Annotated in this window: 14 protein-coding genes; 7 read left to right on the forward strand and 7 right to left on the reverse strand. The window is 63.8% G+C overall.

The window, feature by feature from the left end:
- Positions 1 to 18 precede the first annotated feature (18 nt).
- From CCC_RS16430 to CCC_RS16450, 6 genes are read left to right on the forward strand one after another with little or no spacing between them, the layout of a single operon-like run.
- Positions 19 to 1146: an FAD-dependent oxidoreductase gene (locus CCC_RS16430; RefSeq protein WP_009871292.1), complete on the forward strand. Its 1128-nt coding sequence runs from the start codon at positions 19 to 21 to the stop codon at positions 1144 to 1146.
- Positions 1143 to 2228 (forward strand): radical SAM protein, encoded by a 1086-nt coding sequence (locus CCC_RS16435; protein WP_009871293.1) that lies wholly within the window; start codon positions 1143 to 1145, stop codon positions 2226 to 2228. Before CCC_RS16430 ends, CCC_RS16435 begins: the two co-directional genes overlap by 4 nt.
- Positions 2225 to 3364: an SGNH/GDSL hydrolase family protein gene (locus CCC_RS16440; protein ID WP_009871294.1), complete on the forward strand. Its 1140-nt coding sequence runs from the start codon at positions 2225 to 2227 to the stop codon at positions 3362 to 3364. Before CCC_RS16435 ends, CCC_RS16440 begins: the two co-directional genes overlap by 4 nt.
- Positions 3365 to 3374: 10 nt before the next feature.
- A complete protein-coding gene (locus CCC_RS22475; RefSeq protein WP_009871295.1) occupies positions 3375 to 3551 on the forward strand; it encodes a hypothetical protein in 177 nt (58 codons plus the stop codon).
- A gap of 8 nt (positions 3552 to 3559) precedes the next feature.
- Positions 3560 to 4738, forward strand: a complete 1179-nt coding sequence (locus CCC_RS16445; RefSeq protein ID WP_009871296.1) for a TIGR04372 family glycosyltransferase — start codon at positions 3560 to 3562, stop codon at positions 4736 to 4738.
- A 20-nt stretch (positions 4739 to 4758) separates the two neighbouring features.
- Entirely contained in the window at positions 4759 to 6063 is a 1305-nt protein-coding gene (locus tag CCC_RS16450) for an aminotransferase class III-fold pyridoxal phosphate-dependent enzyme (RefSeq protein WP_009871297.1), read from the forward strand.
- Here the strand turns inward: CCC_RS16450 and CCC_RS16455 are convergent.
- The 3 genes from CCC_RS16455 to CCC_RS16465 are packed head-to-tail and all read right to left on the reverse strand — an operon-like array spanning position 6060 to position 9371.
- The gene (locus CCC_RS16455; protein ID WP_009871298.1) at positions 6060 to 6959 is read right to left on the reverse strand and encodes an NAD-dependent epimerase/dehydratase family protein; all 900 of its coding nucleotides are present in this window, start codon (positions 6957 to 6959) and stop codon (positions 6060 to 6062) included. The genes CCC_RS16450 and CCC_RS16455 overlap by 4 nt on opposite strands.
- The gene (locus CCC_RS16460; protein ID WP_052473286.1) at positions 6956 to 7474 is read right to left on the reverse strand and encodes a GNAT family N-acetyltransferase; all 519 of its coding nucleotides are present in this window, start codon (positions 7472 to 7474) and stop codon (positions 6956 to 6958) included. Before CCC_RS16460 ends, CCC_RS16455 begins: the two co-directional genes overlap by 4 nt.
- 37 nt (positions 7475 to 7511) lie before the next feature.
- Positions 7512 to 9371, reverse strand: coding sequence for a hypothetical protein (locus CCC_RS16465; RefSeq protein ID WP_160295542.1), 1860 nt, complete (start codon positions 9369 to 9371; stop codon positions 7512 to 7514).
- Positions 9372 to 9537: 166 nt separating this feature from the next.
- On the opposite strand from CCC_RS16465, the gene CCC_RS16470 reads away from it, so the two are divergent.
- Entirely contained in the window at positions 9538 to 10173 is a 636-nt protein-coding gene (locus CCC_RS16470) for a class I SAM-dependent methyltransferase (protein ID WP_041042084.1), read from the forward strand.
- On the opposite strand, the gene CCC_RS22480 is transcribed toward CCC_RS16470, so the two are convergent.
- From CCC_RS22480 to CCC_RS16490, 4 genes are read right to left on the reverse strand one after another with little or no spacing between them, the layout of a single operon-like run.
- The gene (locus tag CCC_RS22480) at positions 10158 to 10943 is read right to left on the reverse strand and encodes a 3-deoxy-manno-octulosonate cytidylyltransferase (protein WP_009871302.1); all 786 of its coding nucleotides are present in this window, start codon (positions 10941 to 10943) and stop codon (positions 10158 to 10160) included. The genes CCC_RS16470 and CCC_RS22480 overlap by 16 nt on opposite strands.
- Before the next feature lie 22 nt (positions 10944 to 10965).
- Positions 10966 to 12969, reverse strand: coding sequence for a B12-binding domain-containing radical SAM protein (locus CCC_RS16480; RefSeq protein WP_009871303.1), 2004 nt, complete (start codon positions 12967 to 12969; stop codon positions 10966 to 10968).
- Positions 12966 to 14909, reverse strand: a complete 1944-nt coding sequence (locus CCC_RS21320; protein WP_009871304.1) for an alcohol dehydrogenase catalytic domain-containing protein — start codon at positions 14907 to 14909, stop codon at positions 12966 to 12968. The genes CCC_RS16480 and CCC_RS21320 overlap by 4 nt, the downstream gene beginning before the upstream one ends.
- Positions 14902 to 15837 (reverse strand): NAD(P)-dependent oxidoreductase, encoded by a 936-nt coding sequence (locus CCC_RS16490; protein ID WP_009871305.1) that lies wholly within the window; start codon positions 15835 to 15837, stop codon positions 14902 to 14904. The genes CCC_RS21320 and CCC_RS16490 overlap by 8 nt, the downstream gene beginning before the upstream one ends.
- Position 15838 lies beyond the last annotated feature (1 nt).

Genomic DNA, 15838 nt, shown 5'->3' on the forward strand with positions numbered 1-15838 from the left:
TTCGGGAGTTTTGCCAGTATGAAGAAGGCTCTGGTCATCGGCGGCGGCTTCGCCGGATGCAGCGCGGCCCATCTATTGTCGCTGCAGGGCGGCTGGGACATCACCGTGGTCGAAAGTGGTCCCTGGCTGGGTGGCGGCTGCAAGACCCTGTGGTATGGCGGCCATCCCTACACTTTCGGACCGCGGCACTTCCTGACCCAGAACGTGCCCGTATTCGACTACCTCAACAAGTACTGCCCGCTGCGCCGCTGCAACGACCATGTGTTCCTGACCTATGTGGAAAAGGACGCTCAGTTCTATAATTATCCGATCCACATCGACGACGTCGCCCGTATGCCGGAAAAGGATCAGATCAACAAGGAACTGACCGAGGCCAAGCAACTCAACGGTGCCGGTGCCGCCAAGGATTTCGAGGAATATTGGCTGGCCTCCATCGGCCGCACCCTCTACGACAAGTTCGTCAACACCTACTCCAAGAAAATGTGGATGTTGGACGACAACAAGGTGATGGACGATTTCTCCTGGTCGCCCAAGGGCGTCGCCCTGAAGGAAGGTCCGCGCCAGGCCTGGGATACCGCCATCTCGGCCTATCCCATCGCCCCCAACGGCTATGACGACTATTTCGAGATCGCCACCAGGGCCGAGGGCGTCAAGGTCCTGTGGACCACGATCGAGCAGTACGATCTGCCCAACAAGACGGTGGTGATCGACGGCGAGAAGCGGACCTACGACGCCATCATCAATACCGCCTCGCCCGATCTGGTCATGGACAACGCCTTTGGCGAGCTGCCCTATATCGGCCGTGATTTCATCAAATTCGTGCTGCCCATCGCCCATGCCTTCCCCAAGGACGTGTACTTCCTGTACTACGCCAGCGACGAGCCCTTCACCCGCCTGGTGGAATACAAGCAGTTCACCCGAATCAATTACGACGCCGAATCGACCATCATCGGCATGGAGATCCCGTCCAAGAACGGCCGCTACTACCCGCTGCCGCTCAAGACGGAATACGAGCGGGCCCAGAAGTATTTCGACGCCATGGGCGAGAACGTGTTCTCCATCGGCCGCTGCGGCAGCTATCAGTATCGGGTGGACGTGGACGACTGCATCGCCCAGGCCATGGACTCGGTGGAGAAACTGAAGTGACAGTCCACGGGCTTCCCGCCCCCAGCGCCGATACGGCGCTCTACCAGTCGATCATGGAGGCGGGCTTCACCGCCTTTCCCGAGCGGCTGGCCAATTGGCGCCGCTTCAAGGCGGCCCAGCGGGGCGAGCGGCTCGACTACCTGCCGGTCAAGCTCGACGTCGAGCATGTCAGCCGCTGCAACTACCGCTGCACGATGTGCCAGGTCAGCGACTGGCCGAAGATGACGCGGGCCGCCGACATGACCGTGGGCGACTTCAAATCCCTGCTGGAACAGCAGATCGGCGTGGTCGAGATCAAGCTTCAGGGCATGGGCGAGCCGCTGCTGGCCGCCGAATCGTTCTTCGAGATGATCCGCCACGCCCGAGAGCGGCACATCTGGGTGCGGGCCACCACCAACGGCTCCCTGCTCCATATCAAGGAGAATTATAAGGGTCTGGTGGAATCCGACATCTGCGAGATCCAGGTTTCCATCGACGGTGCCCGGCCCGAGACCTACGAGGCTATCCGCCGTGGCGGCAAATTCGAACGCGTGGCCGAAAATTGCCGCCTGCTCAACGCCCATGCCGCCCAGGACGGGCGCGAGCGCACCCGCATGTGGGTCGTGGTGCAGCAGGGTAATCTGGCCGATCTCGACCTGCTGCCCAAAGCCGCGGCCGAGATGGGCTTCAAACGCCTGACCCTGTCGCTGGACCTGACCTCCTGGGGCCAAGAGACCTGGGAGCGCAACAACGAAGCGCTGGATGCCCACGACCTGCTGCCAGTGGAAAAGGCCTGGGCCCTGGTCGAGGAGGGCAAGCGTCTGGGCGTCGAGGTCACCTTCTGGGCCATCGATTCCAAATATGACTGGTCCGACCCCGCCAAGCTCTGCCCATGGCCGTTCGAACGCGCCTATATCGCTTCGGACATGCGGGTGGTGCCCTGCTGCATGATCGCCAACCCGGACGTGCTGGACATGGGCGATGCCCGCGACCTCACCGGCGTGTGGACGGGAGAGCGCATGGCCGAATTCCGCCGCGCCCATCTGGAGGGGCGGATTCCCGAAGTCTGCAACTCCTGTTATCGGGACCCGCCAGCCCCGTGAGTGGCCATCCCAACACCCTGGTCGGCCAGATCGAGGCAGTCGGCGCCCGGCTCGATGATCTTCTGCCCGCCTATCCCGGACTGAGCGCGGAGCAAATCGACGAGGTCCTGCGGGACGGCGCCCTGGCGCTCAGCAGGCCGGTGATGGCCTATGGCCTGCTGGGCGTGCACCCCTGCCGCACCGCCACCCTCAACGTCCACCCCGCAGGCTTTCGCGACGACGGCAGCGGCCAAGCATGGCCGAATCGGGACGGCATCCGGCGGCTATTCGTGTTCGGCGGCTCCACCACCTTCGGCTTCAATGTGTCCGATGGCGATACCGTGCCCGCCCGCCTGGGGGCACGGCTGAGCGAGGCCGGGCTCGACGGCTGGGAGGTCTACAATTTCGGCAGCGGCAGCTACACAAGTCGCCACGAGATGTTGCGCTTCCTGGCTCTGCTGGACCAGGGTATCAGACCGGACATGGCCCTGTTCCTCGACGGTTACAACGATTCCTTCTACGCCTTCGGCAATCCCCGGCTGGTGGAGGCCCTGGACGGCCTGTACCAGGGGGAAAAGCGCCGGCGCCGGATGGGCCTGCTGAGCGCCGTCGCGGATTATTGGCGCGAGGCCCGGACGGTCCGCTCGGGCCGGATGCCGTCGGTCGCAGACTATTCCGCTGGCGATAGCGCCTTTGCCGCGCCCCTGATCACCTGGGACGCGGTCGAGGCGGCGTTGGCGGCCAGCAGCCGCCCAGCCGATGACACCGCTTTTGGCGCGCCCGGCGCCCGGGTCGCCGGACTAGTGTGGGACCGCTACGGCGACAGCGTCGCCATGATCCGCGCCGCCGCCTTGCGCCATCGGATTCCGGTTGTCTTCGCCTGGCAGCCGGTGCCATTCTTCGCCACCGAGCCCGGCCAACGCATTCTCGACCCGCTGCACCGCCTGTTCCGGGCCGGAGCCTTTTGCGCCCCGGTCTATCACTGGCTGCATACCAACGGTTTTCCCGGCATGGGCGACGCCCCTGATTTCGTCGATCTCAGCGAGGCGGGAAAGGGGCTGGACGCAGTGGCTTATCTCGACGTATGCCATTACACGCGGGCTATGGCCGATCGCATCGCCCAGGCTCTTGTCGCCCAGCTGGCGCCACGGATGTAAAGGAAGCTTCATGCTCCGCGCCCTGATCACAGCAGCCTTTCCCCAGGCCGGGCAACAGCCCTCGCTAGCGCGATGGCTGTTGCCCCTGGCCCTGCGCTTCCTGCGCCACCCGGCGGAGATCATGGCGCTGACCCGCCGAATCCGTAGCAAGGGCCGGGTGGACGACGATCTCTATCCCCTGTGGTGATCAGAGAGATGCTTCGTCTGGGCCTGCGTATCGCCTGCAAATTTGTCGCCCTTGGCCTGATGGCGGTGCTCTGGCTGGTCGAGCCGTTCTGGCGACTGCGTTTTACCCATCTGTGGTGCGCCCGCTTCGGCCCACTGGCCTACAGCACCCATTTGTGGGTGGCAAAGCGCCGCCTCGAAGGACCGGAACGGCGCACCACCCGGCTGTTTTTCGGCGCCCAGCCAGCCAATTGCCAGCTTTTCGCCATGTGGAAGCGGGTGCTGCCCATCGTCGAGAGCCGGGCCTTGTCGGCCTTCTATCACTATTGCGGCACGACCTTAAGCAGTCGCCGTTTTTTCGCCCCGATTCCCGACGAGTTCGACAATCATCGGGCCATCCACGTCCAACCGGTACTATCCTTCAATGCCGAGGATGAAGCCCGCGGTGCCGGGCTGTTGGCCGAGATGGGCATGAGTCCGGCGGATTGGTGGATCTGCTTCCAGGCCCGCGATCCCCTCTATCACGAAACCCGCGGCTTCGGCGACAGCGGCGCCCACCGCAATTGCCGGGTCGAGAACTATCTGGCGGCGGCAGCCTGGGTGACCGCCCGCGGCGGCTGGGCGCTGCGCATGGGCGCGGCGGTCGAACGCCCTCTGCCAGCAAACGGTGATCCCCATGTCATCGATTACGCCGCTCGCCATCGCAGCGATTTCGGCGATATTTACCTGCTGGGAAAGTGCCGCTTCCTCCTTGCCTGCGGCACCGGCACCGAATCCGTGCCGCCGCTGTTCGGCATACCGGTGGCCAAGGCCAATATGATGCCGCTGCGCCCCACCCCGGTGGGCGCCAACGGGCTTTACATTCCCAAGCTGATCCGCGAAGGCGAGGGCGGGCCGGTGCTGAGCTTCAGCCGCTGCCAGGCCCTGGGAGGCTACAGCTATACCGACCCTGCCGCGCTGAAGCTGTGGCAATATCCCGGCAATCTCGAACGCCAGGGGCTGCACCTGCAAGAGAATGGCGAGGACGACATCCTCGATCTGTGCCGCGACATGTTCGACCGCCTCGACGGCATCGCCCCCGACCCCGAGGCCGCCCGGCTTCAAGCGCACTACAAGGCGCGCTTCTTCTCCCATGTTCCCGACATGGCCCTGATGCCCGATATCGGGGGCCGCTTCGCATTGAAATACCGTCACCTCATCGAAGGTTGATTCCGAGGAGAAACCGGACCATGTCCCACATCCTGCGCAAGTTCCCCAACGATCCGGCCAAGCCACGCGTCGTCAAGGCCGAGGGGCTTTACATCCACACAGAAGACGGCCGCAAGCTGCTGGACATGACGGCGGGCACCACCACCTTCGGCGTGTTGGGCTACAGCCACCCCGAAGTCCTGGCGGCCATGCAGGCGCAGATGGGGAAGTTCTGCCACATCGATTACAACACCTGGGTCGATCCCAATCTGGAAGAACTCGCGGCCCTGCTTCTGTCGCGGGCGCCCAGGGGCCTGGACAAGGTCTATTTTCCGGGCAATTCGGGCTCGGAGGCCATGGAAGCGGCCATGAAGCTCAGCTATCACGTCCATCACGATTCGGGCAAACCGGGCAAGACCCATTACATCGCCCGGCTGCAAAGCTTTCACGGCGCCACCCTGCACGGCATCTCCATCTCCGAACTTCCCATCCTGGCCTTCTACGAGCCTTTGCTGCCCGATGGCCGGTCCAAGATCGCCCAGCACAATCCGTCCCTCAACCGCCTGCCCGGCGAGTCCATGGAGGACTACGCCAGGCGCTCGGCCAAGGAACTGGAGGACAAGATCCTGGAAATCGGCCCCGACAAGGTCGGCGCTTTCATCGGCGAGACCATGCTGGGCTCCCTGGTGGGCGACGTGCCCCCGGCACCGGGTTATTGGAAACTGATCCGCGAGGTCTGCGACCGCTATGACGTCCATCTGATCCTGGACGAGATCTATTGCGGCTTGGGTCGCTCGGGGCGGATCTATTGCTGCGACTGGGATGGAATCGTCCCGGACTTCGTGTGCATCGGTAAGAATTTGGCCGCTGGCCATGCTCCTCTGTCGGCGGTGGTCACCAACCACCGGGTCGAGGACATCATCGCCAAGGGCCAGGGCCGCATCCAGCACGGCCACACCCACCAGGGCTATTCCCTTGGCGTCGCCGCCGCCCTGGCGGTGCAGAGGATCGTCCACACCGATGCCATGCTCGACCATATCCAGGCGCGTGGCCGCCAGATCGTCGATACCATCACCACCCGGCTGGGCGGCCATCCCTTCTTCAAGGAAGTGCGCGGCCGCGGTCTGCTGCAAAGCTTCGAATACGATTGCGCGGACAAGAACGGTTTCGGTATGACCCTGGCGAAGCGCATGCTGGACGAGCACGCCACCGTCATCAATGCCAAGTGGCACAGGGTTTCCTTCACCCCGGGCTATATCATCACCGAGGCCCAACTGGGCCGGGTCCTTGATGATTTCGTCGCGGTGTTCGAAAGTACCGCTTCGGGCTGGAAGACGGCGGGTTAACCCACCGTCTTCAGGGCGGCGATCCCCGCGGCCAGGGAGACCTTGGGCTCCCAGCCGAGTTCGGCCCGGATGCGGGTGGTGTCGGCCAGAATGACCTTGGGCTCGCCCGGTCGGGCGGGAATATAGGTGATGGCGCCCCCCACCAGCTCGGCCAGGCGGTTGACGGTCTCGGGCCGACCCGACCCGAGATTGTAGGCGGCGCTGCTCTTCTCGCTCGCCGCCCCGGCCAGAAAGGCGGCGACCACGTCGCTCACATGAATGAAGTCGCGCTCCTGGGTGCCGTCACCGGTCACGGTCAGCGCCTCGCCAGCGGCAGCCTTCTTCAGGAAGAAGCCGATGGGGCCACTGGCGGTGGCGCGCGGGCCATAGCAATTGAAGATACGGAAGCTCAAGGTCGCCACGCCGAACACCTTGGACCAGTGGGCGCATGCCTCCTCGGCCATCCACTTGGTCAGGCCGTAGGGATTGACCGGATTGATGGGATGATCCTCGGCGGTCGGAGCCGCCGCGATGCCATAGACCGCCGCCGACGAAGCGTTGATCACCTTGCGCACCTTGTGATGGCGGGCCGCCTCCAGCACCCGGACCACCGCCATCACATTGGCCTGCATGTAGCGCTCGGGCACCTGCAGTGAGGGCACATGGTCGGCGATCCCAGCGCAGTGATAGATGACATCCACCCCGGCGAAGATGGGATCGTCGGCGGGAATGTCGAGCAGGTCGCGCTTATCCAGGGACAGGCCGGGATGATCGAGCAGCGCGCCCAGGCTGTCTTCAAACCGGGCGCCGGGCAGATCGAGGCCCCGAACCCGATGGCCTTGGGCCAACAGGGCCTCGATAGTGTGGCTGCCGAGAAAGCCAGCGGCACCGGTAACGAGAGCGACGGACGGATTCACGATTGCGCTTCCTCTTTCGACGTAATGACCCAACGGATGAATGGACGGCCCCAGACCGTGACCTGATTGGCGCGGCGCATGCCAGCCTTGGCCATAACCGCCATGGAGGCGGGGTTCTCGGGCTCGGAGATGGCGATGATATGATCAAGCCCGAGTTGGGCGAAACCCCATTCGATGGAGGCCCGAACCGCCTCGGTGGCCAGACCCCGGCCCCAGAACGGGCGGTCGATGAGATAGGCCACCTCCACCTCGCCCAGAGGTTCCAGCAGGTCGAGACCACAATGGCCGATGGCCGCACCGCTGGCCCGGTCGATGACACACCACAGACCGTAGCCCTGGCTGGCCCACTTGGCCGCCTTGCGCTCCACCGACAGCCGTGCCGCCTCGGCGGATTTGGCGCCGTTCATGTGTTCCATGGTCACTGGATCGCCATAGATGCGCTGGAACACCGCCACATCGACCGATGGGTCGAAGGGACGAAGGATCATATTCCGGGTTTCAAGGATGACGGACATGGCAATTTCCCCGATCGGACCTGGATGACCGATACCGTCACCGCTGCAGATAGACGCCGACATTACGCATCCGGGGAGTCCCCACACCTGGAGCGTCCCGGCCATCCGCCCGGGCCTTCACGTAATCGTCCGCGCTGCGCCACATGACCGACGGCACCTCGCCGACTTTGGTGAATCCCTCGGGAAAGAAGACGCCGTATGGCTTGAGGCAAGCCGTCAGGGCTTCAGAGAAACCAGCATTGGCCAGAACAATAAGCCGTTCGCCCGGTTGCAGCGGGTTCAGCGGAAAATACCGGCAGGTGGCATCATCGTTGGAGCGGGTGTAGTCCAGAACCGCCTCGTACTTGTTCTTGATCACGAAGGTGGGGAACTGGAACATTTCTCCGAAACCAGGCACCCCGGCAATCAGAGCCTCTCCAGCCATGGTGCGATAGGCGAAAATCCGCCGGTTGGGAGCGCTGGCAATGTCGCCCTGCCGCAACAGGTCGCGCAAGCCATCGGCATAAAGCTTCTCCGCCAGGACGGGGCGCAGACCCTGAAGGGCGGGAATGCCTTCGAAATCGGCGAAGTCCCCCCTGGGCGAAAAACGATCCGCCAGAAATGGGATCCGGTTCATGGTCAGACTGGCAACGGGCACCATGGCGAACAGAGCCGTGGCAACCATACCTGCCCGCCGCAGACCGAGAGACGATTCCAACGAAAAGAGGCCGAAGACCGCCCCCAGAAGAACCATCCAGGGACCGATATTGTTGGCGGCGAACTGGATCCACGATCCCAGTGATCCCGCCTCGGTGACGCAGGGCATGACCACCAGCAGAACCGTCAGCAAAAGCCAATTCCGGCCGTTGGCGGCAACGGCCCGACCATATCGGGCCCAAACAAGCAGCCCGGCCAGGAGAGCCACGGCGATGATCTGCTGCATGTAGAGATCGCGGGCATAGCTCACCACACCCAGATGGGCGAGAGCGCCGATTCCCAGAATTCCGACGGCTCCCCACAGTGGCCAGGACCAACTGCGCGGCCGCCAGGCCAGAAGCAGCGTGAAGGGCAGCAGCGGCATGACCAGCCAGAACAGCTTGCTGCGCACCGCATGCCAAAGAAAATCCACCCAGGCCGCCCCCTGGACGAAAAGCTGAAAGACCACCGAGTGGAACGGAGCGCTGTCGATAACGATCCCCATGACCGTGCGATAACGGCTGAAATCACCGAACACCGCTCCCCAGGCAGCGGGCACCGCCAGGGCGACGGCCAGCATCACACCCCATTGGCGGACGATTTCTCCCCTCTGCGACCAGGGCCTGCCCAATAGCAAGATGGCGCTGGCAATGCCAAGGCAGACCAGCCCGCTGGGCAATCGCGCGGCCACACCCGCCGCGATTCCGAGTCCTGCCAAGCCCGCATGGGCAAGCCCCTGGACACGAGATGACGCGACCGAAGCCATCAACGCCCCACCCGCCGCCACGTTGATGGCGACCGCGCACATCAGATAATAATTGAGGGTCAGAACATTCTTGCCGGTGAAGCTGTAGACCGCCCCCGCCAGAGCGAAGCCGAAAAGGGCGGGCAGACTGGCGGGCCAACCGATCCGCTCCGTCACGAAGCGATGGACACCGCGGGCAAGGCAGTACGACCCTGCCGCATGCAGGACCAGCGACATCACCCGGGGCAGCAGCGCACTGCCAGCGAACAGCTCCATGAAAGGCCTGATTACCCAGCTCATGCCGGTGGGCAGCATCAGTGATTCCGGGTGATTGATCCCCCACAGATACCAGGCTTCATCACTGAAGAAGAAGAATCCGTATCGGATGGTAAGGATCAGGAGGACGAAACCGAAGAGACCGGCAAGCGCCGGCACCGCGGCAAGGATAGCCGTCTCGCGGCGGATAGTAGCGTCCATGCCTTCGTCGCCCTGGTTGATGCCGTCATGGTTTGGAACGCCCACGACCGGGCGGCAGAGTATACGCAGGGCAATTCCGATACAACCCTCGTCACTTTCCTCAAGGAGCCTTGCCGAAGGGCGCTCACTCCCCGATTATGGCGGCGAATTTCCGACGAGAGTGGACATGAGCGAGCGAACCGGCGGCCTGCGCCGCATCCTAGGAGCCCCCTGGGTCTACAGACTCTATCAGGCCTTGGCCAACCGCCCGGACACCTGGAGCCGGATGGTCGATCGCTATGTGCGGCCATGGCCCGGAGCGGCGATCCTCGATATCGGCTGCGGGCCGGGCACCATCCTCGACGTCATGCCCGAGGGCGTGTCCTATCTGGGTCTCGACCGCAATTCCAGCTACATCGAGGAGGCGCGGCGCCGCTACGGCTCGCGCGGGACCTTTCTGGAGCAGGACGTCACCGACCTGCCCGCGGCCGAGCGGAGCTTCGATCTGGTGATGGCATTCGGCCTGCTTCACCATGTGGACGACGATGGCGCCCGTGCCGTAATGACGGCGGTCAGCCAGCGGCTGCGACCGGGCGGGCGGCTGATCACGCTTGATCCGGTCTTCGTCGATGGCCAGTCGGCCATGGCCCGCTGGATCGCCGCCAATGACCGGGGCCGGTTCGTGCGCAGCCCCGAGGGTTACCGCAGCCTGGCCGAGACCGCCCTGCCAGCGGTAACGGTGGAGATTCTTCACGACCTGCTGCGCATTCCCTTCAGCAGCATCGTGATGATTTGCGGCACTGGCGATCAGGAGCGCCCATAAGCCTTGGCGTTCCAGAGAGGATCGGTCGCCATGGTCTTGGTGACCCGGGCCAGATCCTCGGCATTGTCCACGGTGTCCGAGACGATGGGGGTAACCAGCACTTTCATGGAACGGCCCATCTCGATGACCCGGTTATAGTCGATGCCCTCGACCTCTTCGTTATAGGTCATGCCGAAGGCCAGGAACTCCTTCAGGAAGGCGGGCTTGAAGGCGATGATGGCCGTATGCTTGTACACGCGCTCGGGCAGTACGCCGTGCTTCTTGGGGCTGGGGATGGGGGCGCGCGACATGTAGATCAGTCCGCCGTCGCTATCGCGGAACAGCACCTTGACGCGGTTGAGGTCGTGAAACTCTTCGATCAGGGTCAGGGGCTCCACCAGGGTCGAGGATTCCAGCCCCGGATCGGCGGCATGGGCGGCGATGATCTGATCCAGCATGTCGGGGTGGACCAGCGGCTGGTCGCCCTGGACGTTGATCACCAAGTCATAGGGACCATCGGTCTTGGCCACCTCTTCATAGGCCCAGGCGATGCGGTCGTTGCACATGTCGAATTCAGGCGTAACAACCACCTCGCCACCCAAGGAGCGAATGTCGGCGGCCACCTCCTCATTGGGGGTGGCGACCACCACCTTGGTGAGCGTCTTGCACAGGCGGGTGCGCAGAGTGCAATGGCCCACCATGGACATGCCGTCGATGGTCTTCAGCGGCTTGCCGGGAAAGCGGCCGGAATTCATGCGGGCGGGAACGATGGCGATGGTGCGGAGAGTCATCTGCTGTCCTCGGCGTCCAAGGTCAAGAAAGGTGGGGAGGGGTGGCGGGCGGCGAAGCGGCCCGGGTCCGGTCGAGCAGAAGAGCATCGAGGCTGCCCGCCCCAACCGAACCATAAATTCCGTAGAGGCTTGATACGACGTCGCCGTCATAATTTTCGACGAAGGCATCGATGGCGGGATGACGCCGCGTCTCCTGGAGATCGGTATGGGAGCCCAAGGCCGCCGCGATGGCGGGATAGTCGATGATCTTGGCCTCGACCGCGGCCAGGGCGGCATCGAAAACGGTGGCGGCGACACCCATCTCTTCAACCATGATCCGCCGCAACGCCCGACCCATGGCCGCTCGGTAAATCCCTCCACGCTCAAAGAACAGTGCGATGGCGTAATGGATATTGTAGCGCTTTTGCTGGTCGATGGATCCCGCCAGACTGTCGCCTTCGGGCCTGCCGTCCGTGCCCATGCGCCGCCCATCGGCGGAAGGCTGGGGACCAAAGACGAACTCCCCGGCGGTATCGTGCTCGAAAGCCTGCAGCAGGGGCCGCAAATCGGGATCGTCCATCTCGGCCAGGCGGTCGAACAGGGCCATGATGCCGCGATCCCCGCAGACCCGGTCATAGAGGACGGTGACATCGTCGAACAGACGATAGGTCAGGAAGACGCCGACCAGGAAATGCAGCTTCCGCACATAGGCCTGGTCTTCCATGGTGAAATCATCGGTTGCCACCACGATTTCCTGATACTCGCAGGCGGGGATGCCAGCGAAGATCCCCGACTGGCCCCACAACCGGCGCCAGCCGGTCTTGAGGCCGTATTTTTCCCGACTCTCCGTCGAGGCCAGCTCCGATCCAGGCAGCAATTCGGTGGGATAGAGGCGGATCTCGGTCCGCAGCGGGTCGGCCTGGCGGAAGATGCGGTCCAGACCCTGGATGAAACTCTGCCGGGTCTCGCCCGGCAGGGGATAGATGATCTCCACCATCGACTCGACGTTGCCAGCCCCCAATTCGACTTGTATCCGGGCATATGTCTCATCGTCGAGATTGGCCCGCTTGGTGTTGGCCAGCACCGCCTCGGTCATGGACTGGCGGGCTAAGGAGACCTTGGTCATATCGCGCAGCAGGCGGGCGACGTCGATCACCCGGTCACCGGAATTCTTGGCGAAGTAGAGATAGAGCTTGTCGGGCCATCCGGTGCGCTCGCGCATGTCGTGGACATGCCGGGCGATCTCCACGTCCCGGGGCAGCAAACCGAAATTGGCGTCGCCGAAGAACAGGCGGGACGAATTGGCGGACCGCTGGGCGATATAGTCGATCTCGGCGATGGCCCGGCCGACGGAGAAGCTGCTGACCTTGTTGAGCAGACGGCTGCCCCAGCAGCAGAAAGTGCAGGCATAGGGACAACCGCGAACCGTCTCCACCATGGGCCCCAGATTGGCGATCTTGAAATAGGGATCCATCAGGCCGGTCAGATAGGGAGACGGCAATTCGTCCAGGTCCTTCGACCGGCGCAGCAGGGCGTCCACCGTCCGCCCGCCTTCCCGCACACCGGCGGGAGTACGGATGAACAATCCGGGAAAGGCGCCTTCGTACACGGCCTGACGACAGGTGCCAGGAGCCGATGCCAACATCAGCTCGATCAATTCGGCAAAGGCGAACTCGCCAGCTCCCGCGACATAGGCATCCATGCCTGCGGCCCGCGCGAAGAACTCGTCCAGCCAGGGCTGATCGTCGCGGGCGAAGCATGGCCCGCCCATAACGACCACGCTCTCGGGCGAGCACTCTCGCGCATGCGCCGCAAGCTGAATGTTGATGTTGCGGTTCCAGGAATAATTGGCCAAACCGAGAAGGTCGGGGGGCGCCCGCCGGATGGTTTCGGCCAGTTCGGTCGGATCGATGAACATGGAGATCTCGACCCGGGCGCCGAAGCGCTGGCGAGCATAGGCAGCAAGATAGCCGATCCCCAGGGGAAAGCAGGTCCCGCCGGTAAAATAGCGCAGATCGCCCAGGTAGATTTTCAAGGCCGGGGTCATGGGTGATCCCCGACATCAAGGATGATCTTGAGCCTAGAGCCGCCGCGCGCCAGCTCCCAGCCTTCCGCGAAGCGCTCCAGCGGCAGGTGGCAGGCCAAGAGCGGCGACAGGTCAAGCGACGGCATCAGGCGGATGGCTTCTTCGAAATCCTCGGCGGTGGAGCCCACCGAGCCCACCACGGTCTTGTCATAGGCGGCGATGGCCTCGAAGGAGAATTCCTTGCGGGCATAGGGCAGCCCGAGCAGCAGCAAAGTAGCGCCCGCCGGGGCGGCATGCAGCGCCTTGTCCAGAACTTCCGGGTGGCCGGTGGCCTCGACCACCACATTGAACTCGCCCAGGCGGTCCAGGTCGGTGCTGGTCTCGATACTGTCGCGGCCTTTGAATACGTCCAGCCGGGACTGATTGCGGTCAAAAATGGTGACGGGGAAGCCGCGCCGCGCCAGTTCCACAGCGCAGATATGGCCGATACAGCCCGCCCCCGTCACGGCGGCGCGCTTGGCCCCGCCGGGTGCGGCGGCCAGGGCGGGCATCAGACGGCGCATGCCCTTCAGCACCACGGCCAGGGGCTCGCACAGAGCGGCCTGGGCCATGTCGGTGCCCGCGGCCAGCTTGTGGACGAAGCGGGCGGGAACGGTGACGAAATCGGCATAGGCGCCGTTTCGGCGGAACACCCCCAGCTCGGTGCGCTCGGCGCAGCCGATGAAATTGCCGGCCCGGCACTCGGCGCAGCTGCCGCAGCTTTGAATGCACTCCACCACCACCGGATCGCCTTCCTTGAAGGCGGTGACGTTCTGGCCCATGGACACGACGTGGCCCGAGAATTCGTGGCCGGGCACGATGGGGTACTTGGCCATGCCGTTCTTGTAATAGCCCAGCGCCCCCGAAAGAATTTCCAGATCGGTGGCGCAGACGCCCACATGGGCCGTGGCGATGACCACGTCGCCGGGCTTGCACTCGGGCATTTCCATCTCTTCCAGCGCCACCTTGCCGGGGCCGTGGATCACCACGGCACGGGTGGAGCGGTCGAACAGGGCGTCCTCCTGCTCCTGGCGGGTCTCCAGAGGATGGGCCTCCAGCAGACCCTTGAAGGTGCCGATATTGCGGTTGACGCGGAAATAGACCACTTCGCGCAAGCGCTGGCCCAGTGTGAGCCGCGCCGCCACTGGATTGTCTTTGGGGTTGAAGGCATTGATCAGATCGCTGGCGGTGTTGCGTAACTCCGCCCATGTCTCGCCCAGCACCGTATTGGGCCCCTTGATCCCCATGCGCCGCGCCGCCACCGCTTCGCGGTAATAGCGCCGCCGGATCTGGCGCCAGCTTTCCTCATGCAGGTGATAAAGCCGGGCATCAGGGCGGTAGACCACGCGAAAGCCCTTGTCCATCCAATGACGCGCCCAGCCGATATCCTCCAGGCCCGTCAATTCCTCGTCGAAGCCATACTGTTCCCACAGATCCTTGCGGATGGCCGAATTGGCGTTGTTGACGCACCAGCGTGCCGGGCTTTCCTCGCGGCCATGGGGGCCAAAGGTCCGATCGAAATCCTCGGCCTCGGAGAACTTGGAGCAGGCCTTGCCCAATTGGCGGCCATAGCTCATGGCCACCGTGTCGTCCCTGAGCGGCTCGACCAGATTGGCGAGCCAATGCTCGTCGCAGGGTTCCGTATGGGCCGAGGCGATGGCGATGAACCGGCCCCTTGCTTCACGGATACCCGCGTTAAGGGAATAGCCGAAGGTGAAGTCGTGGCTGGAGATGCGCAGCACCTGATCGGCACGGGCCTCGGCGATCTCGCGCGTGCGGTCGAAAGAACCGGAATCGACGATGATCACCTCGAAATCGCGGTAGCTCTGGCGGTCCAGCGCGTCGAACAGGCCGGGCAGGTATTTCTGCTCGTTGAAACAGCGGATGATGACCGAGGTTTCGACGCTCGAAGGCTCAGCCACGCAGACCGTCCAACAGATTCTTCAAGGTGGAATGGTGGATGCGCTCCCAGGCCTTGGGGCTGGAATTGCTGTTGTGGGGCGCCAGCATGACGTTGTCCATACCCAGCAGAGCGCTGGTCTTGGGCAGCGGCTCGTGCTCGAAGACGTCGAGTGCGCAGCCAACGATCTTGCCCGATTGCAGGGCGCGCACCAGGGCCTCTTCCTGCACCACCGGGCCGCGCGCCGTGTTGACCAGCACCGAACCCGCCTTCATGCGCTTGAAGCGCTCGTCGTTGAACAGCAGATAGGAGGTGGGGTTGAGATCACAGCATACCGAGACAAAGTCCGACTGCTCCAGCAGCGAGTCCAGGTCCATCATCTCCACACCCACTTCGGCGACGAAGGCCGGGTCGATGGTGCGGATGTCGTTGCCCAGCAGCCGCGCCCCGAAGGGCTTGGCCCGGCGCAGCACGGCCGAGCCCATGCAGCCCACGCCCACCACGCCGATGGTGGATTCGTTCAAGGCGCGACCGGGGATCTTGTCCCAGATACCGGCCTTCATCATCTTGTCCATCCACGGCAGATTGCGGGCGAAGGACAAAATGTAGCCCAGTGCCGTGTCGGCCACCGGCTGGGTGAAGGCGTCGAGCGTGCGCCCCGTGGGGATGCCCTTGGTGGCGGCATAGGCGGAATCGATGGAATCGATGCCGGTGCCCCATTTGGAGATGACCTTGAGATTGGCGGCCGCATCGATCACCGTCTTGGTGATGCGGTCGTCGCCGCAGACGATGCCATGGTACTTGGCGATGATCGGCAGCAGGTCGGCCTCTTCCAGGCGCTCCTGCACATCGGCCACGGTGATCTCGATGTCGTGCTCGGCGAACCAGGGGCGGAAGCGGTCGATCACCGGGATCATGTAGGGGGCGCTAATCAGGACTTGCCAGGTCATG

Origin of the sequence: Paramagnetospirillum magnetotacticum MS-1 (genome assembly GCF_000829825.1) — a bacterium.
In the GTDB taxonomy this organism is placed as follows: Bacteria; Pseudomonadota; Alphaproteobacteria; order Rhodospirillales; family Magnetospirillaceae; genus Phaeospirillum; species Phaeospirillum magnetotacticum.